Origin of the sequence: Microbacterium sp. LBN7, assembly GCF_045690345.1 — a bacterium.
GTDB lineage: Bacteria > Actinomycetota > Actinomycetes > Actinomycetales > Microbacteriaceae > Microbacterium.
In genome coordinates this window covers 1826917-1844771 of record NZ_CP147856.1, presented here as the reverse complement: position 1 = coordinate 1844771, position 17855 = coordinate 1826917, and the positions used below count along the sequence as shown (strand labels likewise).

General features: G+C 67.3%; 17 protein-coding genes and 1 pseudogene. 10 read left to right on the top strand and 8 right to left on the bottom strand.

The features are described 5' to 3' along the window. Positions 1 to 36: 36 nt before the first annotated feature. Positions 37 to 867, bottom strand: coding sequence for an NAD(P)H-binding protein (locus LBN7_RS08830; protein WP_407361575.1), 831 nt, complete (start codon positions 865 to 867; stop codon positions 37 to 39). An 82-nt stretch (positions 868 to 949) separates the two neighbouring features. On the opposite strand from LBN7_RS08830, the gene LBN7_RS08825 reads away from it, so the two are divergent. Further along, the gene (locus tag LBN7_RS08825; RefSeq protein ID WP_407361574.1) at positions 950 to 1864 is read left to right on the top strand and encodes an AraC family transcriptional regulator; all 915 of its coding nucleotides are present in this window, start codon (positions 950 to 952) and stop codon (positions 1862 to 1864) included. Here LBN7_RS08825 and LBN7_RS08820 read toward each other — a convergent pair. Continuing rightward, positions 1861 to 2556, bottom strand: a complete 696-nt coding sequence (locus LBN7_RS08820) for a hypothetical protein (RefSeq protein WP_407361741.1) — start codon at positions 2554 to 2556, stop codon at positions 1861 to 1863. The genes LBN7_RS08825 and LBN7_RS08820 overlap by 4 nt on opposite strands. A 12-nt stretch (positions 2557 to 2568) precedes the next feature. Further along, positions 2569 to 2739: pseudogene (locus LBN7_RS08815) on the bottom strand (LysR family transcriptional regulator); the annotation flags it as partial. Between the two features lie 143 nt (positions 2740 to 2882). On the opposite strand from LBN7_RS08815, the gene LBN7_RS08810 reads away from it, so the two are divergent. Then, entirely contained in the window at positions 2883 to 4163 is a 1281-nt protein-coding gene (locus LBN7_RS08810) for an MFS transporter (protein ID WP_407361573.1), read from the top strand. Beyond that, the gene (locus tag LBN7_RS08805) at positions 4160 to 6505 is read left to right on the top strand and encodes a penicillin acylase family protein (RefSeq protein ID WP_407361572.1); all 2346 of its coding nucleotides are present in this window, start codon (positions 4160 to 4162) and stop codon (positions 6503 to 6505) included. The genes LBN7_RS08810 and LBN7_RS08805 overlap by 4 nt, the downstream gene beginning before the upstream one ends. A gap of 111 nt (positions 6506 to 6616) precedes the next feature. On the opposite strand, the gene LBN7_RS08800 is transcribed toward LBN7_RS08805, so the two are convergent. From LBN7_RS08800 to LBN7_RS08790, 3 genes are all read right to left on the bottom strand, one after another. Beyond that, complete coding sequence (locus LBN7_RS08800; RefSeq protein WP_341946799.1) at positions 6617 to 6994, bottom strand: RidA family protein; 378 nt, start codon at positions 6992 to 6994, stop codon at positions 6617 to 6619. A 37-nt stretch (positions 6995 to 7031) separates the two neighbouring features. After that, the gene (locus LBN7_RS08795; RefSeq protein ID WP_341946798.1) at positions 7032 to 7229 is read right to left on the bottom strand and encodes a DUF2180 family protein; all 198 of its coding nucleotides are present in this window, start codon (positions 7227 to 7229) and stop codon (positions 7032 to 7034) included. 87 nt (positions 7230 to 7316) lie between these two features. Beyond that, positions 7317 to 8216 (bottom strand): arginase family protein, encoded by a 900-nt coding sequence (locus tag LBN7_RS08790; protein WP_341946797.1) that lies wholly within the window; start codon positions 8214 to 8216, stop codon positions 7317 to 7319. Between the two features lie 331 nt (positions 8217 to 8547). Between LBN7_RS08790 and LBN7_RS08785 the strand changes: the two genes are divergently transcribed. The 3 genes from LBN7_RS08785 to LBN7_RS08775 all read left to right on the top strand — a co-directional run bounded on the left by LBN7_RS08785 (position 8548) and on the right by LBN7_RS08775 (position 11960). Then, complete coding sequence (locus LBN7_RS08785; RefSeq protein WP_341946796.1) at positions 8548 to 9819, top strand: ethanolamine utilization protein EutH; 1272 nt, start codon at positions 8548 to 8550, stop codon at positions 9817 to 9819. Beyond that, a complete protein-coding gene (locus LBN7_RS08780) occupies positions 9816 to 11123 on the top strand; it encodes an aminotransferase class V-fold PLP-dependent enzyme (protein WP_407361571.1) in 1308 nt (435 codons plus the stop codon). The genes LBN7_RS08785 and LBN7_RS08780 overlap by 4 nt, the downstream gene beginning before the upstream one ends. A 66-nt stretch (positions 11124 to 11189) precedes the next feature. Continuing rightward, positions 11190 to 11960 carry a DeoR/GlpR family DNA-binding transcription regulator gene (locus LBN7_RS08775; RefSeq protein WP_341947793.1) on the top strand — a complete coding sequence of 257 codons (771 nt, stop codon included), beginning with the start codon at positions 11190 to 11192 and terminating at the stop codon, positions 11958 to 11960. On the opposite strand, the gene LBN7_RS08770 is transcribed toward LBN7_RS08775, so the two are convergent. Further along, positions 11931 to 13256, bottom strand: a complete 1326-nt coding sequence (locus LBN7_RS08770; RefSeq protein ID WP_407361570.1) for a sensor histidine kinase — start codon at positions 13254 to 13256, stop codon at positions 11931 to 11933. The two genes, LBN7_RS08775 and LBN7_RS08770, sit on opposite strands and share 30 nt — an antisense overlap. 5 nt (positions 13257 to 13261) lie before the next feature. Next, the gene (locus LBN7_RS08765) at positions 13262 to 13927 is read right to left on the bottom strand and encodes a response regulator transcription factor (protein WP_407361569.1); all 666 of its coding nucleotides are present in this window, start codon (positions 13925 to 13927) and stop codon (positions 13262 to 13264) included. 137 nt (positions 13928 to 14064) lie between these two features. Here LBN7_RS08765 and LBN7_RS08760 point away from each other — a divergent pair, with 137 nt between their 5' ends. The 4 genes from LBN7_RS08760 to LBN7_RS08745 are packed head-to-tail and all read left to right on the top strand — an operon-like array spanning position 14065 to position 17793. Continuing rightward, positions 14065 to 14832 carry a hypothetical protein gene (locus LBN7_RS08760; protein ID WP_341946792.1) on the top strand — a complete coding sequence of 256 codons (768 nt, stop codon included), beginning with the start codon at positions 14065 to 14067 and terminating at the stop codon, positions 14830 to 14832. After that, complete coding sequence (locus LBN7_RS08755) at positions 14829 to 15881, top strand: peptidoglycan-binding protein (protein WP_407361568.1); 1053 nt, start codon at positions 14829 to 14831, stop codon at positions 15879 to 15881. Before LBN7_RS08760 ends, LBN7_RS08755 begins: the two co-directional genes overlap by 4 nt. Further along, the gene (locus LBN7_RS08750) at positions 15878 to 16588 is read left to right on the top strand and encodes an ABC transporter ATP-binding protein (protein ID WP_407361567.1); all 711 of its coding nucleotides are present in this window, start codon (positions 15878 to 15880) and stop codon (positions 16586 to 16588) included. Before LBN7_RS08755 ends, LBN7_RS08750 begins: the two co-directional genes overlap by 4 nt. Next, positions 16585 to 17793: an ABC transporter permease gene (locus tag LBN7_RS08745; protein ID WP_407361566.1), complete on the top strand. Its 1209-nt coding sequence runs from the start codon at positions 16585 to 16587 to the stop codon at positions 17791 to 17793. The genes LBN7_RS08750 and LBN7_RS08745 overlap by 4 nt, the downstream gene beginning before the upstream one ends. Positions 17794 to 17855 lie beyond the last annotated feature (62 nt).

The following is a 17855-nucleotide window of genomic DNA, read 5'->3' as shown; positions in this document are numbered from 1 at the left end:
CTCGCGAAGGTGCTCCTTCAGATCGCGAGATCTCCTTCATTCCGTGCGGTGCGCGACCCCGAGGTGGGTCGCCTCTCGGATCGCCCATGCTCTGAACGTGGTGGCCGGTCGGCCGAGAACGTGGGCCACGCCGTCGGAGGTGTACGCGTCCGCGCCGGAGCGGATGCCGCGGAGCATCGCCATGCGCCAGCGGATGTAGCCCTCGGGTGTCCCTGCCGCGCGAAGGCGGTCGACGTGCGCATCGTCGGCTTCATCGACGAACAGCACGGGGGCGCTGCTGATCTCACGGAGCGTGTCCGCTGCGTCTGCGAAGGTGATCGCTTCGGGCCCGGAGAGCGCAAGCGTCTTGTTGTCGTGGCCTCGATCGGTGAGCACGACGGCCGCGACCTCCGCGAGGTCGTCGACATCGATGAACGGCTCGGCGCCGTCGCCGACCGGGGCGACGATGCGTCCGTCCACCGGTGCGAACATGGCCTCGGTGAAGTTCTGCGCGAAGTGCGCCGGCCGCAGGATCGTCCACATCAGCGGGCCGGATCGGAGCGTGCGTTCGGCCATATCGACGGCGCCGCCCGGGTGGAACTCGACTCCCCGGGCGGAGAGCAGCACGGCGTGCGCGACTCCCGCCTCTGCGGCGACATCGAGAAGGCGGTGGAGGAGCTCGCTCCAGTCGGTGGCGGAGCCGGGGCCGACGATGAAGATGCCGTCCGCGCCCTCGAGGGCGGATGACCATGTGGAGTCGTCGCTCCAGTCGAAACGGATCGGCGTTCGTCGACTGGCGGCACGTGCGCGGTGTCCATCGCGTTCGAGCAGGCGGGTGAGGCGGCGACCGACTTTTCCGGTGCCGCCGAGGATGACGTATGCGGGCATGACCACGATGCTACGAACCTGTCGATAACGGAACAATGTCTGAATCACTCCAGAAGATTCGTGATCGTCTAGATTGGCTGTCGTGGACATCCTGAGCGACGAACTGGCTCGCGCACGGGCCGAGGGCGCACTGTTCTCCGTTCTGCAGTGCCTGCCGCCGTGGGGTCTGGGCTTCAGCGGCACCCGGCCGCTGACCGTGCACATCATCCTCGAGGGCTCCGCCTGGATCGAGCGCGCCGGCGAGGACCCTGTCGAGATCCGCGCCGGTGACGTCGTCCTGGCGACCGCGGGACCGGCGTACGCACTGGTCAGCGAACAGGGCGCGTCGGTCGTCCCGATCGAGGAGGCCCGTCAGCGACCCTCGTCTCCCGTGCAGGACCCCGAACGAGCCGCTGTGGTCATGTGCGGGGCGTACACGCTGAACGGCAGTGTCGGTGAGTCGCTGCTGCGCGGCCTTCCCCCGTTCGCCCTGGTCCGCGCGGATGATCAGGAGCCGTCGCAACGGATGGCCGTCGGCCTGCTCGTCGCTGAAGTCGACCGGGCGGCGGAAGGGCAGAGAGCGCTGCTCGATCGGCTGCTGGACGTCAATCTCGTATTCACGCTGCGCGCGTGGTGGCAGGTGTCGGACTCCGCGCCCGGCTGGTACAGCGCCCTCCGCCTCCCGACTCTTCGCCGCGTCCTCGAAGGGCTCTACGCCGACCCCAGTCACCCGTGGACGCTCGAGAGCATGGCGCAGCGTGCGGGAATCTCCCGGGCGGCGCTGGCTGCGCAGTTCCGCGCTGTGGTCGGAACGCCGCCCGTCCGATTCCTCACGCAGCTCCGGATGACGCGCGCGGAAGACGCCCTCATCCGGACCGACAGCACCCTGGCAGCCATCGCGGCCGAGGTCGGATACAGCAACGAGTACGCTTTCTCCACGGCATTTCGACGCAGCCGTGGATGCTCCCCTGGGCGCTGGCGGCAGGAGCGCCGGGGCACCGCAGGCAGAGAGGTCTAGACCTCCGCGGAGTCCGGCCAGGTCGGGTGCGCCTGCAGCCAGGATCGGAGGTCGGCAGCCACGTCTTCGAGTGCGTCAGTCGCATAGTGCGTCGCATCCCACGATGCGTACAGCGTGATCGTCAGCGGGACGCCGTTCGCGCGCGCGGGGATGGCGTCGAGGCCGAAGCGCAGCGGTTCCGTCGTCAGGGCGTAGCCTTGACCGTTCGCGGCAAAGGCCTGCGCGACCGATCCGGCAGCCACATCTCGCACGGGCATCAGGAATGCCAGATGCGCCACAGCGCTCATCACGGCCGCGCCGACGCCGCTCCTCGGCACCACCAGAGATTCATGCGTCATCGATTCGAGATCGCCGTACTCGGCCCCCGGGAATCGTGTGCGGACGTCACGGGCCTGGATCATGATCGGTACCGTCGCGATCGCGATCTGGCGGCGATGCGCTGGCGGTACGAGTGAGCTCACGGCCAGGTCGGCGCGGCCGCCCAGAAGGTCATCGACTTCTGCCGCGGGCACGATCTCGAGATCCACGATCGGTACGTCGATCTCTGCGAGAAAGGGCGCCAACACGCTCTCGGTCGTGGCGTGCGGACATGCCACTCGGAAAGACGGCCTTCCCCGGAATCGAGATTCGAGCACCGCTTCGACCTGATCGAACCGGGCGAGTACGTCGGACGCCATCGAGAGCAGCGACAACCCCGCTGCTGTGGGAACCATGCCGCTCGACGTGCGATGGAAGACGAGCAGACCGAGGTCGGCCTCCAGTCGACCCACCTGCTTCGACACCGCTGGTTGGGTCAGGTGCAGATGCTTCGCCGCTGCGCTGACCGATCCGAGGCTGGCAACGGCGGTGAAGACGGTGAGCGCGCGCCTGTCCATTCCCAAATGTTATTGGCTACGGCGCAATAAGTCATTAGACAGAATATTGCGACCTATGGATAGTTGTCGAAGCGGGAATCCGCGATCCTCGATGAAGAAGGAGACAGCTCATGGCGAGCAGCACGAAACGAGAACGAACTGCGGTGATCGGGGCCTTCATCGGCAACTCGCTCGAATGGTTCGACTTCTTCGTCTACGGGACCGCGAGCGCGCTCGTCTTCGGTCAGGTCTTCTTCCCCGAGTTGGACTCCGGTGCCGGCCTGCTCGCCGCGTTCGCGACCCTCTGGGTGGGATTCCTGACTCGCCCGCTCGGCGCCTTCATCTTCGGGCACTTCGGCGATCGGATCGGGCGCAAGAACGTGCTCCTTGTCACCCTGGTGCTGATGGGGAGCGCGACCGTGGCGATCGGATTGCTCCCCACCTATGCGCAGGTCGGCCTCGCCGCACCGGTGCTTCTGGTCGTTCTGCGCGCCGCGCAAGGACTGGCTGTCGGCGGCGAGTGGGGCGGTGCGGTCCTCATCGCCACCGAACACGCATCCGACACGCGCAAGACGATCGCCGGAGCCTGGGTGCAGCAGGGGTCTCCGGTCGGATCGATCCTCGCAACCGGTTCGTTCCTCCTCGTCGGCCTGCTCCCGGATGACGCGTTCTTCAGCTGGGGCTGGCGGCTGCCGTTCCTGTGCTCGATTCTCCTGGTGGTCGTCGGCATCGTCCTCCGACTGCGGCTCTCCGAGTCCGAGGAGTTCCTCGAGTCGAAGCGAACCGGAGATGTCGTGAAGGTCCCGGCGCTCGCGGTCTTCACGAAGGCGCCGGTCATCCTCCTCCTCGGTATCGCCGTGTCCGTCATGGCGATCGCGAACTCCTACTTCACCAACACGTTCCTTCTGGCCTGGGCGACCGGTCCGCTCGGGTTCGATCGTCAGGTCATTCTGAACATCCTGGTCGGCGCCGCGGTCGTGCAGTTCTTCACGCAGCTCCTGGCCGGCCACGCAGCGCAACGATGGGGACGCACGCGAGTGATCCTCGTCAGTCTCACGACCGCGCTCGTCTTCACCGTCCCGTACTTCGCCGCGATCTCGAGCGGTGACCTGCTGCTGATCACTCTGGCGATGTACGTGTCGTTCGGGAGCATCTGCGCCTACTTCGCCGTGCTCGCCAGCTTCCTCGCATATGCCTTCCCCGCGAAGATCCGATTCTCGGGAATCTCGATCTCGTACCAGCTCTGCTCGTCGCTGATCGGCGGACCGACCGCATTCATCGCCCAGTGGATCCTGAACTCCACCGGGAACAATCCCTGGGCGGTCGCCGTCTTCTACGCGTCCCTCGTCATCGTCACGATCGGCGGCGCCATCGGGCTCCACATCGTCGTGCGTCGCCGTCATGCGGTCGAGTCCCCTCTCGCTGTCCCGGCGGCGCGGTCGTGAAGACATCGTCCACCTCATCGGCATCCACATCGTCGGACACGCATCTCGGCGGTCTTGCCGCCCCGGTGACGGTCGTCGTGGACCGCACAGGCGTCTCGCACATCCGGGCGGAGTCGTCGGCGGATGTCTTCTTCGCGCAGGGCTTCGTCGCCGCTCGCGACCGCTTGTTCCAGATGGACCTGTGGATGCGCCGGGGGCTCGGACGGCTTGCGGAGGTGTTCGGTCCCGAATGGGTGGACCGAGATCAGGCGAGTCGAGCGTTCCTGTTCCGCGGTGATCTGCGAGTCGATCGCGCTGCGTACGGTCCCCGGGCCGAAGAAGCTCTCGACCGCTTCGCCGAGGGCGTGAACGCGTACGTCGCCGACGCGGTGTTTCGTGACGACCTGCCCCCGGAGTTCGTCGCGTACGGATATCGTCCGCTGACGTGGAAGGGAGAGGACATCAGCCGCATCCGCGTTCACGGACTGTTCGAGAATGCCCTTCAGGAAGTGGAACGCGATGAGGTGCTCGCGCGATGGGGGGCGGATGTCGAGCAACTCCGTCGGACGCTGCAGCCGCCCGTCGATCTGGGATCGCGTCCCTCGGCAGGCCTCGGCTCGCGCGCACTCGACTTCTACGCCCTGGCCTTCGGCCCGTTGTCGATCGATGCTCCGAGAGCCAGACGGTCATCCGAGCCGAGCGTGGACGGCAGCAACAACTGGGTCGTCTCCGGCGATCGCACATCGTCGGGCAGACCGCTCCTCGCCAGTGATCCGCACCGCGCGATGACCCTGCCTTCGCTGAGGTACGTGGTCCATCTCACGTGCCCCGAATTCGACGTGATCGGCGCCGGCGAACCCTTTCTTCCGGGGGTCAGCATCGGTCACAACGAACGCGTGGCCTTCGGCCTCACCTATTTCCCGACAGACCTCGAAGACGTGTACCACTACCGCACCGATCCCGACGATCCGGAGCGCTACTGGCTCGACGGACGATGGGAGCGGTTCGAGCGGCTCGAGGAGCGAATCTCGGTCCATGGCGGTGACGAGGTCGACCGTGTCAACAGGTTCACGGTCCACGGGCCTGTCGTGCACCGCGACATGGTCGAGAACACCGCAGTGGTGGTCAGAGCAGCATGGCTCGAACCGGGAATGGCTCCGTACCTGGCCAGTCTGAGGAATCTGGACGCGCGCGATGCGGGGGAGCTCCGAGCGGGTCTCGAGCATTGGGGCTCCCCGACCACGAATCAGGTGTTCGCCGACGTCGACGGCCGCATCGGTTGGCAGGCGAGCGGAAGGACTCCGCTGCGAACGGAAGCAGACGGTCTCACCCCGATCTCCGCCGAGACGAGCAGGGGCTGGACCGAGCTGAGAGGCACGGCGGATCTGCCGGGCGTCGTGGACCCGTCCGCAGGATGGCTGGCTACCGCCAACGAGCACAACATCCCGCTCGACTCCCCTGTCAGTGCGAACCCTGTCGGCCATGAGTGGCTCGCTCCGTTCCGTTACGAGCGAATCAGCGCGCGACTGAGCGCCGAGCGGGAGTGGACCGTCGAGTCGACAGCGCAACTGCAGACCGACGTCCTGAGCGTGCCCGCCGTGCGCATCTGCGAGATCGTCGATGATCTCGCACGGAGGAGCCCGGGCATCCGTGCAAGCCTTGCGATCGATCTTCTTCTCGGTTGGGATCGCCGAATGACCGAAGACTCGGCCGCCGCGCTGCTGTTCGAGACCTGGTTCCGCGGGCCGCTTCGTCGTCGCCTGCTCGCCGACGCCCTCGCGGGGTTGAACATCGAGGACGCGGAGATCGCTCTCGGCGTGATCGATCCGACGGAGCGCGAGGAATCGGCTGGAGATCCGCAGGTGGATCTCCACCTGTTCGAGTCGGCCGCGTCACGTGGCGAGTACTTCCACGAGGTGGTCCACGTGACGCTCGCCGATGCTTTCGAAGACCTTTGCCGACGGTTCGGTTCGGACGTGACGAAATGGCGATGGGGGCGTTTCCATCGGATGCCCTTCACTCATCCGGCCGGCGCCGCAAATCCCGGGTGGTCGCTCGACGCGGTTCCGAAGAGCGGGAGCCCCGACACGGTCGCCGTCTCGTCGAGAAGGAGCGACGGCACGCAGTCCGCGGGTGCGAGCTTCCGCTTCATCGCCGATGTCGGCGAGTGGGACGACTCGGTCTACATCAACGCTCCTGGACAGAGCGGTCGCCCGGGCGACCCGCACTACGACGACCATCTGGAGTCTTGGCGAAAAGGCGAGTATCGACGACTCGCCTACACGCAATCGTGCATCGACGACCTCGCGGAGACGACGTATCTCCTCCTGCCGATCGGGGCGGATGACGGTGTCGTCGAATGACCTAGCGATATCCCGGGTGCGCCAGGACTCCCACGCCGCACGCCCTCGCCGGTTCAGCCTCGGAGACAGAGAAGGGGGATGCGACATGTCGCATCCCCCTTCTGCGTCCGCTCAGACCGCCGCCAGCACGGCATCCACCTCGATCTCGACCAGGAGGTCTGCGGCGGCCAGCGCCGTGGTGCCGATCGTCGAAGTGACCGGAAGGATCTCACGGAAGAGCTCTCCATGGACTTCGCCGACTGCATCGAAGTCCGCCATGTCGGTGAGGAAGATGCGTGTGCGCACCACGTCTTTCAGCGTGGCTCCGGCAGTCGCCAAGGCAGTCTCGATGCGGGAGAAGATCTCCCTGGCCTGCTCGGCAGCGGTCGATCCCACTCCGCCGGACGTGGTGCCGGCGACGAAGACGAGGTCGCCCACCCTCACCGCTCGGGAGTACCCGAGAATCGGCTCGCGCGGGGAGCCGGATGCGATGTTCTGTCGTTCCTTCATTTCGTTCCTCTGTTTCTTGATCAGGTGTGAGCGGTGCTCACGCCGCTTCGGCGCATTCGAGACATCGGATCCGCTGGTGACGCCGCTCACTCGGGTTCCCGAGCGACATCACGTTGTCGCGGCTGCTGATCGTGGCGACGTGCGCATGGGCGACGCACACACCCACCCCGCACTGGGTGCAGATCGCGACGGCGGGGACGCCCTCGCCGTTCCTGGAGTGACTGAAGCAATGCATGTCGTTCCCTTTCGCCTGTGAAGGAGTACTGCAGCAGCAGCGCAGGGGCTCCCCGATCGGGTGTCGGCAGAGCCCCTGTGCTGCCCTCTAGCGGGCGAACTGCCCCAGGGCCTTGCCGATCGTCGCGGTGAGACCGCGTCCGCTGAGTCCTCCCGGATCCATGTCCGGGTTGTAGATCGTGATCTCGAACCCGATCGCCTTCGGAGAGCTGAGCGCGACCCTCAGCACGGTCGCCAGCTCGTCCCAGGAGAGCCCGTCGGGCTGAGGAGCGTCGACGGCCCACATGATCGACTGGTCGAGCACGTCGACGTCCACGTGAACCCAGAAGCCTTCGGGTCCATCGTCGCGCGTCAGATGGGCTACGGCCTCTTCTGCGGCAGTCTCTACGCCGAGAACCCGCACCGCGTTGCGATCGAACGCCAGCATGTCTGCGGGGAGCAGCTGGCTGCGGTTGTAGTTCTGAGTCGCACCATCGCGGTATGCGAACGGGACGGCGTCGTCATCGCGGACGAGCGGACCCAGTCCTTGGATGTTCGACACGATCTCCGGGCCTCGCCCGGTGGCCAGCGCGAGGTCACTCGCCGACGCGGCACCCTGAATCGGGTTCGCCTCAGGCTGGTAGAAATCGGTGTGCCCGTCGATGTAGAGGACGCCGTATCGCCCTCGTCGTCGCAGGCTCAGCATCGAACCGAGGACGATCGAGCAATCGCCGCCCAGCACGACCGGGAACTCGCCGCGGTTGATCACTTCGGTCACGGCGTCGGCCAGGGCGATCGAATAGTCGTGGATCTCCTGCGCGTTCATCAGCTGGGTCTCGGGATCGCGCTCGGGCCGCCACTGGGGAGACTCGACTCTCCCCGCATGCCGAGCTTTCAGACGTTCCTGCAGGCCGGCATCCAGCATCGCGTTCGGCATGTCGGCGACGGCGAGATGTGTGGGGATGTGTCCGAGCACCGAGGGTGCTTCGATGATGGCGAAATCACGCATGCGTGGGCTTCCTAACTTCGATCGGGTGTCACTGGCACGGGTGGCTCGCGTTCATCTCGCGCACACCTCATCGTGCATATGTGTTGACTATCTTGGATTCCTGACCGAGCTTGTGTCAATACCTTGTTCTTCGCCGACTATTGACAGCTTTGCTCCTCAGCGGTCACACTAAAGCTCGTTATACCTCTGAAAGCCACAAAGATCCTCGATGCGCCGATGCGCCGATGCGGCGAGGAATCAGCTGGGCACGCACGGCGGACGCGGTTCACCCGAAAAGGGCTGCGGGAACGGAACGCCGCGTGCGCCCTCACGCCAACGAAGGAGCACGTTCATGGAACTGATCGGACAGGGCATCATCTACCTGATGATGGCGTTCGTCATCATCGGGGCCGTCGCGGCCGTGATCAATGATGAGAAGGGCCTCGGACGGGAGTTCAAAGAAGGCCTGAACATGATCGGCGTCGTCTTCCTCCCACTCGCGGGGATCATGGTCCTCATGCCGTACCTCACGGCATTCGTGTCCAACAACCTGGGCCCTGTCTACGCCTGGTTGCATGCCGATCCGTCGCTCGCTGCCACGACGATCATCCCCAGTGATCTCGGGGGATATCAGCTTGCTGCCGCGACGGCATCCAGCCATGGCGCGTGGATCATGGCGTTCGCCGTCGGGCTGACCGCCGGAGCCACCATCATGTACAGCATCCCGGTGGGGCTGGCGATGCTCGACAAGCGCGACCACAAGTACATGGCTCTCGGGTTCCTCGCGGGGCTGCTCACGATCCCGATCTCGGTCTTCATCACGATCGTCGTCCTGCAGGTCACCGGTACGCCGCTGCGCGTGGACGTCTCGAACACCTCCGAATCCGTACGGCCGTTCGACCTGCCCTGGAACGAGGTGCTGATCAACCTCGTCCCGCTGACCGCCTTCCTGCTGGTGATCGCGCTGTGCCTGCGGTTCCTCACGTCGGTCATGGTGAAGGTCTTCATCGTCTTCGGCCGGGTCATCGACGCCGTCATCAAGATCGCCGTCGCACTCGCCATCGTCGAGTACTTCACCGGAATCTTCACCACGCTGTTCGGCGGTCTGGGGTTCGATCCCTTCATCGCCGACGAGAAGGACCAGTTCCGTGCTCTCGAGATCGCCGGATACGTGGGCGTGATGCTCGCCGGTGCGTTCCCTCTGATCTACGCGATCACGACCTGGCTCGCGAAGCCGCTGGCGGCGGCGGGGGCGCGCTTCGGATTCTCCGAGGTCGGGGCTGCAGGCGTGATCGCCGGCGCTGTCAACATCCAGGCGCTGTTCCGTCTCGTGCGGGCGATGCCGCCCCGTGACAAGGTGCTCACCACGGCCTTCAGCGTCTGCGCCGCGTTCGCGCTGGGAGACCACCTGGCGTTCATCGCGAACTTCCAGCCGAACATGGTGGGTCCGCTCATCATCGGAAAGCTCGCGGGCGGTGTTCTCGCGATGTTCCTCGCCCTGTGGCTGTCCATGCCGCAGGCGCGGCTGCTCGAAGCCAAGGACATCGCGGACGGTGTGATCGGTGCGGACGAGTATGCGCCGGTCGTCCGCCGCAGACGTATCGAGGCCGAACCCGCCGTATGAGCCCGACCCGGGCTGGTGCAGAGCGTGCGCTCAGCGCCAGCCCGGAACGGAATCCGCATCCCTCGAAGACGTCCGTGCTTCGAAGACCAACTCTCGGAGGTACTCTCACGATGCTCGATCTCGATCTCATTCGCCGCGCGACCCCAGGGACACGCGATGTGGTTCATCTGAACAGCGCCGGTGCTTCGCTGATGAGCACACGCACGCTGGAAGTCGTCGTCGGACATCTGACCCTGGAAGCGCGGATCGGCGGATACGAGGCAGCGGCCGCCCGGCAGGCGGAGATCGAGGGGACGTATGAGTCGCTCGGCCGGCTCGTCAACGGTCGGCGAAGCGAGATCGCACTCTTCGACAACTCCACGCACGCATTCAACGCGGCGGTCTATTCGATTCCCTTGCGCGCCGGCGATCGCATCCTCACGACGCACGCGGAGTACGGTTCCAGCATCCTGGCGTTCCTGCAGCTCCGCCAGCGCTACGGTGTCGAGATCGACATCGCACCCAACGACGAGAGCGGACAGGTGGACGTCGCCGCACTCCGCGCGCTTCTCTGCGACCGCACCAGGCTGGTGTCGATCTCCCATATCCCGACGTCGGGTGGGCTCATCAACCCCGCGCAGGACATCGGCCGGCTGGTGCGTGGCACCGGTGCGCTGTATCTCCTCGACGCGACCCAGTCGCTCGGGCAGATCCCCGTCGATGTGGAGTCGATCGGAGCGGATCTCGTCATCGGGACGGGCCGCAAGTTCTTGCGCGGGCCCCGCGGCACGGGATTCCTCTGGGCGCGGGAGGCCTCGCTCGATCGGCTGGAGCCCTTCGTCAACGAGATCGAGGCATCCACCTGGGATGGCGCAGACGACTACGCATGGCACACCGGGGCGCGACGCTTCGAGACATGGGAGAAGAGCTACTCGAACGTGCTGGGTCTCGGCGCTGCCGTGGATGAGGCACTCGAACTCGGAATCGACACGATCAGCAGTCGTGCGCTGGCGCTCTCGTCTCTGCTGCGGGACGGACTGGCCACGATCCGAGGCGTTCGCACGCACGACCTCGGGGCGCGGAACGGCGCGATCGTCACGGTGTCGGCAGATGGGGTGCCTGCTCCGGTTCTGGCCCGGATCCTCAAGGACAACCGCATCAACGTCTCGCTGACCGTTCCCGAGCACAACCAGTTCGACGCGAGGGGCCCCGCGGTGCACCCGCTCGTGCGTCTCTCACCTCACTACTTCAACTCCGAACGCGAGATCGAACAGGCGATCGACGTTGTGGCCAGGGCTGTCGCTCAGGCTGACGGCGAGAGTTGACACCCCGAGCACCGTCAGACAGTGTGGACCACATGTTTCCACAGTTTTCCACACACGGCTCCCGCGATGCTTCCTGCTGAGAGACGGACGAAGGTCGCGGATCTCGTGCGCTCGGCGGGCGTCGTCAGCACGGAGGCGCTCGCATCGGAACTCGACGTCTCTTCGGAGACGATCCGCCGTGATCTCCTCGTCCTGGAAGAGCAAGGTGTGCTGCAGAAGGTCCATGGTGGGGCGACGATCGCTGGATCGTCGGTCGCCGTCTCCGAACCCCCCTTCGACGTGCGCAGCGAGGAGGAGCTCCAACGCAAGCAGCGGATCGCCTCGCTCGCTGCCGGATTGATCCCCTCGGGCAGCCTGGCCTTCATCGACGTCGGCACGACTGCGCTTCTCGCAGCCAAAGCCCTCCCGCATGCCCTCGCGGCAACGATCGTGACCGCATCTCTGCGTGTCGCGGTCGAACTGTCGGACCGGCCGGGCCTCGACGTGCTCGTCACCGGCGGGCGGCTGCGAAAGGGCGAGTTGGCGCTGTCCGGGATGCTCGCGACGGCGACTCTGGCTGAGATGCACTTCGATGTGGCGCTCCTGGGCTCGGGCGGACTGCACTCCGAAGCGGGGCTCACCGACTACTACTACGACGAGGCCCAGGCGCGGCGCGCGATCATCGCCAGGAGCGCGCGCTCCTACATCCTCTGCGACGGCACGAAATTCGAGAAGATCGCTCAGTACCGGGTGGCAGGGCTCGCCGACTTCACCGGTGTCGTCGTCGACGAGGCGCCAGACGAGCCGCTGGCGAAAGCCCTTCAGCAGTCAGGCGCGCAGATCATCTCCTCGTCCTGAGCGCGCATCCGACCTGCCCAGCACCGATGGTCGCACCGGAAGCCGCAGCGTCGCCACCAGCCCGCCGCCCCTCCGTGCGACCAGACGCAGGTCTCCGCCGTGGCTCGTCGCCACGCTCTGCACGATGGCGAGTCCCAGGCCGGTGCCGTCGGGGCCCGCCGACGTGCGACTCTCGTCGCCACGATAGAACGGCTCGGTGAGCAGGGCGAGAGTCTCCGCCGGGATCCGTCTCCCCGTGTTCTCCACTTCGATGACGGCGTGCTCGCCTTCGCGACGGCAGCGCACCCACAGGTCTCCGCCGGGCACGTTGTGTCGGATGCCGTTCTCGAGCAGGTTGCGCACAGCCCTGGCCGCCAGCATCCCGTCGCCCTCGATGTCGACTCCGTCGATGCGGGTATGCAGCGTCACGTCGTGCGGATCGAGCTCCTCGACCTCTTCCTCGACGACCTCGTCGAGCGCCACGGGCTCGACGTGCTCGAGACCCGTGCGCGATCGGGCCAGTGCGAGCAGCGCGGTGATGAGACGCTCGCTCTGCTCGGTGGCACGCAGCGCCCGCCGCATGTTCGGCTCGAGGTCGACGGGGACGCCTCCCTGCTCGAGCGGGATCTCCAGCGCGGTGCGGGTCGTCGTGAGGGGCGTGCGCAGCTCGTGCGAGGCATTCGCGACGAATCGATCCTGGGCGGCGAAGGCCGACTGCAGGCGGTCGAGCATGCCGTCGATCGTGTCGCCCAGCTCCTTGATCTCGTCGTCGGGACCCGGCAGGTCGAGGCGACGGCCGAGATCGCGTTCCGAGATGTCGCGGGCGGTCGCGGTGACCTCGCCGATGCGATCGAGCGAGCGGCGGGCGAGCCAGAACGCGATGGCAGCGGCGACGCCGGTGAACGCGACGAGCACCACCACCGACCACAGCAGCAGTCCTCCGCCGACCTCGTCGGCCAGGAACGTGGACTGCTGCAGCACGGCGATGCCGACGGTGTCCACGGACACCGTGTCCATCGGCGCGGCCATCTGGAACTCGGCGGTGTCGGTGAAGGAGGTGCACCCGGTGCCAGAGGTCCCTGTCAGGAGCGTGCCGTCCGTGAGAGGTGCGACCTCGGTGAAATCCGTCCCCTCGGGCGCGGTCGTCCCCTCCGCGACGTTCACCAGCCCGGAGACCGGAACGCAGCTCGCGGCCGTCACGGAGATGGCGGAGGCGAACAACTGCTGCACCACCAGGTACTGCACCGTGAGCAGGGCTGCGCCGACCGCGATGAACGCGCACGCGATGATGATCACCAGTCGCCTGTGGAAGCTCATCCGTCTCATGCCGTCCCCATCCGGTAGCCATGGCCGGCCGCGGACTGGATCACCGCGGGCGCCCCGAGTTTGCGGCGCAGGGTGTGCACCACGATCTTGACCACGCCGCGGGTGCGCTCCAGCGGCTCGTCCCAGACCTCGTCGAGCAGGTCGTCCGAGCTCACGAAGCCTCCTTCTGCGGCGAGGAGCGCTTCGAGCACCCCGAATTCCTTCAGGGTGAGTCGCACCGGTGCGCCGTTGCGCTCGACGACGCGTCGCACCGTGTCGAGACGGATGCCTGAGAACTCGAGCACCGTGTTCAGCCGGCCGGACATCACACGGCGGCCGAGCGCGCGGATGCGCGCGAGCAGCTCGACATAGGCGAACGGCTTCGCGAGGTAGTCGTCGGCGCCGAGATCGAGGCCGGTGACCCGGTCGCTGAGCGTACCGGCTGCCGTGAGCATCAGGATGCGGGCCGGATACTGCTGCGCGACGAGCGTGCGGCATACGGCGTCACCGCTGAGCACCGGCAGGTCCCGGTCGAGCACGATCACGTCGACGTCGGATCCCGCCGCGACCGCGAGCGCGCTCGAGCCGTCGCGTGCGACGTCGACGTGGTATCCCTCGCGCCGCAGGCCGTCGGCCAGCGTGTCGGCCAGATCGGCCTCGTCCTCGACCAGCAGCAGACGCATGGAACCTCCTGCATCCGAGGATGCGCGGTCCGAGGTTAGTTTCCGGTTAGGCGCCGTCATACCGACAGCAAACCACCGCCTCCATAGAACTGACTGCAGAGTCGCAGACGACCTGCGACCGGATGAAGGGGAATGTCATGTTCGATGTGAAGATCCGCCGTTCCTTGGCGGTGGTGCCGGCGATCCTCGCTGTGGCCGTGCTCGCCGCATGCTCTGCGCCGTCCGCAGACGACAGAGCGAAGGACGACGCGGCGAACGACGCGGCCGCGACTCGGTTCGTGACCTGCCTCACGGGAGAGGGTCAGACCGCGAAGATCGTCGACGGCGGACAGGTGGGCGTGCTCATGCCGGATGCTCCGGGAGAGGGCGAGCTAGGAACGCTGAGCGGCGGCGGCTCGGTATCGCTCGACGGCGGTGACGGCGAGGACATGCCGATGACGATGATCTTCTCGGACGACGAGGGCACCTGGCTCGCGTCGACCTCCGCTGCCGGGTACCCGGAGGAGGGCGGCCAGCGCGCCGCCTGGGAGAAGTGCGAGGAAGAGGTCCCTGAGTTCGAGCAGCCCGAGCCCGACATCTCCGGCGAAGGAGCGGAGACGAAGATGATCTCGTCCGAGGAGATCATCGAGGCGGGGCTCGCCTTCGCCGCCTGCGCCAGAGAGAACGGGTTCACCGACTTCGCTGACCCCGATGCCGACGGCATGCTCGAGCTGCCGGTCGGCATCACGGAGGACGAGGCCCGCACACTCCTCGAGGCGTGCGCGGATGCCGTGGGCGACATGCCGCCCATGTTCACGCCGAAGAGCGTCGAGTCGGCCGACTTCGACTGGTTCGCCCTGATCGGCGAGTACTTCGAGGGCGCCTTCTCCGCGGCGACCGTGCTGCCTTCCGGCGGCGACGAATGAGCCGTCGACTGACCCGGGTGCTCGTGCCCGTCGGCGTGCTGCTCATCGCGGCCGCCGTGACGCTGGCGGTGCTGCAGCCGTGGAGCTCGGTCGCCGAGGCGCCGGACGTGAAGAAGCCGGTGACGGTCGACGCCGAGCTCACCACGCTGACCTCCGATCTCCGGATCAACGGGAACCTCAGCTACGGGGCATCCATCGCCCTTCCGGGTCGCGGCGGCACCATCACACGTCTGCCCAGCGCCGGCGACGTGATCGGTGTGGGCGAGGCCCTCTACGAAGTCGACGGCAAGCCTGTGATCGCGATGCGCGGCGACCGGCCGTTCTGGCGCGACCTGGGTATCGGGGTCGAGAACGGTCCCGACGTCCGACAGCTGGAGCAGGCGCTCGCCGACCTCGGCTTCGGCGAGGACATGACGGTGGACGACGAGTTCACCGCGGTCACGGAGGCGAACGTCAAGGCGTGGCAGAAGGCTCTCGGGGTGACGAAGGACGGCGTCGTGAAGCTGGGCGACGTCGTCGCGATCGCCGCGGCATCCGTTCGCGTCGAATCGGTCAAGGCGCAGCTGGGTGATTCGGCGAGCGCCAGCCCGCTGACCTACACGAGCACCGCGCTGCGGGTCGTCGCGAAGCTCACCGATGGGCAGGCGCGCGAGATCCTGCCGGCGACGCCCGTGACCGTGGTCCTGCCCGACGGCACCGAGGTTCCGGCCACGGTGACCGCGGTCGATCCGGGTGGTCAGCCCACGGAGAAGGAGGGCGAGACCACCCCCGCCACCGCGAACATCGAGTTCGCCGACCCTGCCGTCGCGGAGGGCATCGGACTGCGCGCGGTCAAGGTCGTCTTCGCGGCGTCGGAGGTGAAGGACGCCCTCGTCGTGCCGGTCACCGCCCTCGTGGCGACGACGGACGGCGGCTACGCGGTGGACGTGCTGCGCAAGAACGGCGAGGTCGAGCGGGTGTCGGTGGAAGTCGGCCTCATCGCCGACACCCGGGTGCAGGTCGTCGGCGGAGACCTCGCCGCAGGCGACGCGGTGGTGGTGGCGCAGTGAACCCCGGAACCGTGGTGGAGCTCGTCGATGTGGTCAAGGAGTATCCCGGCAGCCCGCCGCTGCGAGTGCTGCACGGCATGAGTCTCGCCATCGAGCGTGGCGAGCTGGTGGCCGTCGTCGGAGCATCCGGATCGGGGAAGAGCACGATGCTCTCGATCATGGGTACGCTCGACGACCCCACGAGCGGCACGGTGCTCATCGACGGGACGGATGCCGCGGCGCTCGCCGAGCGCGATCGTGCGGTGCTGCGCGCTCGCCGCATCGGCTTCGTCTTCCAGCAGTTCTTCCTGCTGCCGGCACTCAGCGCGATCGACAACGTCGCGCTCGGTCTCCTGTACTCGGGCGTCCCCGTCGCAGAGCGCGCCGTCCGCGCGGCGGCGGCTCTGGAGCGCGTGGGCCTCGGCGCCCGCATGACGCACCGACCAGGGCAGCTCTCCGGTGGGGAGCAGCAGCGGGTCGCCATCGCGAGAGCGATCGTCGGGGAGCCGTCGGTGCTGTTCGCCGATGAGCCGACGGGGGCGCTCGACTCGACGACGGGGGAGCGCATCCTCGAACTGCTCACCTCGATCGCCGGATCGGGCACTGCCGTCGTGATCATCACGCATGACGCTCACATCGCCGAGCGTACCGAGCGACAAGTGAGCATCCACGACGGCCGCATCGTCAGCGACACCGGTCCCCGCGAGCAGGAAGAGGTCGCGGCATGAAGCGCGGGGGTGAGCGGATGCCGCGGCTCAGCATCGGCGACAGCATCCGGACAGCGCTCATCGGACCGCGCAGTCGCAAGATGCGCACCGCGCTGTCGGCGCTCGGGGTCGCGGTCGGGATCGCGGCGCTCACCGCCATCACCGGCATCGCCGCGTCGAATCAGGCCCAGCTCCTGGCGGAGCTCGATGAGCTCGGCGCGAACATGATCATGGTGCAGCCCGGATACGGGCCGGACAGCAAGCCGGTGGCGCTGCCCGACACCGCGGCCGGGATGATCGAGCGTGTGAAGGGGGTCGAGCAGGTCGGCGTGCTCGAGAAGGTGCCGGACGGCACCGGCGTGTACCGCAACGACCTCATGCCGAAGAGTCAGGGCAACGGCTTGACCGCGTACGCGGCGAGCCCGGAGTTCCTCTCGTCGGTCGAGGGCTCCGTCGCGAAGGGAAGCTGGTTCGACGAGACGGATCGCTCGCTGCCGGTGACCGTGCTCGGTGCCGCCGCCGCGGCGCGGATGGGCATCACGGAGACAGGCGTGCGCGTCTGGATCGGGGAGCGCTGGTACACCGTGATCGGCATCCTCGACTCCGCCGGCCTTGCCGAGTCGATCGACGCGAGCGCGTTCCTCGGCGACCGCTGGGCTGCCGAGCACGTGTCGGCGAAGGGTGACGACACCATCGCCTCGATCTACGTGCGCATGGCCGACGGCGGCACGGGCGAGAAGGTCCGCCAGGCGATCGCTCGAGCCGCGAACCCCGGCTCGCCGTACGTGCAGGTGACCGGGCTCGGCGACCTGGCCGGAGCGCGGGAGACCGCGGACGACTCACTCTCGGGTCTCGCCGTGGGTCTCGCCGCCATCGCCCTGCTCGTCGGCGGCATCGGCATCGCCAACACCATGGTCGTCGCCGTGCTGGAGCGACGTGGGGAGATCGGGCTCCGGCGCGCGCTCGGTGCCCGCCCCGGTCAGATCGCCGGCCAGTTCGTGGCCGAGGCCATCGTGCTCGGAGGGCTGGGAGGCATCGCCGGAGTGGTGTGCGGGGCGCTCGCCGTGGTCGCGTACGCCGCGATCCAGGGGCAGGCGGCGACGATCCCCGTGCTGGTTCTCGTCGGGGGACCGATCGTGGCCCTAGCGGTCGGCGTGATCGCGGGTCTCTACCCCGCGGTCAGCGCGGCGCGGTTGTCGCCGACGACCGCGCTGCGGACGGTCTGAGGGGAGGGGGAGGATGCAGCCGCGTCGAGCGCAGCATCCGTCAGCCCACCCGTTGCGGAGGA

Excerpts from the sequence above, each read along its gene's own strand:
- LBN7_RS08795 (WP_341946798.1), bottom strand. The coding sequence starts at position 7,229 with ATGCATTGCTTCAGTCACTCCAGGAACGGCGAGGGCGTCCCCGCCGTC.
- LBN7_RS08785 (WP_341946796.1), top strand. The coding sequence starts at position 8,548 with ATGGAACTGATCGGACAGGGCATCATCTACCTGATGATGGCGTTCGTC.
- LBN7_RS08765 (WP_407361569.1), bottom strand. The coding sequence starts at position 13,927 with ATGCGTCTGCTGCTGGTCGAGGACGAGGCCGATCTGGCCGACACGCTG.
- LBN7_RS08775 (WP_341947793.1), top strand. The coding sequence starts at position 11,190 with ATGCTTCCTGCTGAGAGACGGACGAAGGTCGCGGATCTCGTGCGCTCG.
- LBN7_RS08745 (WP_407361566.1), top strand. The coding sequence starts at position 16,585 with ATGAAGCGCGGGGGTGAGCGGATGCCGCGGCTCAGCATCGGCGACAGC.
- LBN7_RS08755 (WP_407361568.1), top strand. The coding sequence starts at position 14,829 with ATGAGCCGTCGACTGACCCGGGTGCTCGTGCCCGTCGGCGTGCTGCTC.
- LBN7_RS08780 (WP_407361571.1), top strand. The coding sequence starts at position 9,816 with ATGAGCCCGACCCGGGCTGGTGCAGAGCGTGCGCTCAGCGCCAGCCCG.
- LBN7_RS08800 (WP_341946799.1), bottom strand. The coding sequence starts at position 6,994 with ATGAAGGAACGACAGAACATCGCATCCGGCTCCCCGCGCGAGCCGATT.
- LBN7_RS08790 (WP_341946797.1), bottom strand. The coding sequence starts at position 8,216 with ATGCGTGATTTCGCCATCATCGAAGCACCCTCGGTGCTCGGACACATC.
- LBN7_RS08830 (WP_407361575.1), bottom strand. The coding sequence starts at position 867 with ATGCCCGCATACGTCATCCTCGGCGGCACCGGAAAAGTCGGTCGCCGC.
- LBN7_RS08770 (WP_407361570.1), bottom strand. The coding sequence starts at position 13,256 with ATGAGCTTCCACAGGCGACTGGTGATCATCATCGCGTGCGCGTTCATC.
- LBN7_RS08760 (WP_341946792.1), top strand. The coding sequence starts at position 14,065 with ATGTTCGATGTGAAGATCCGCCGTTCCTTGGCGGTGGTGCCGGCGATC.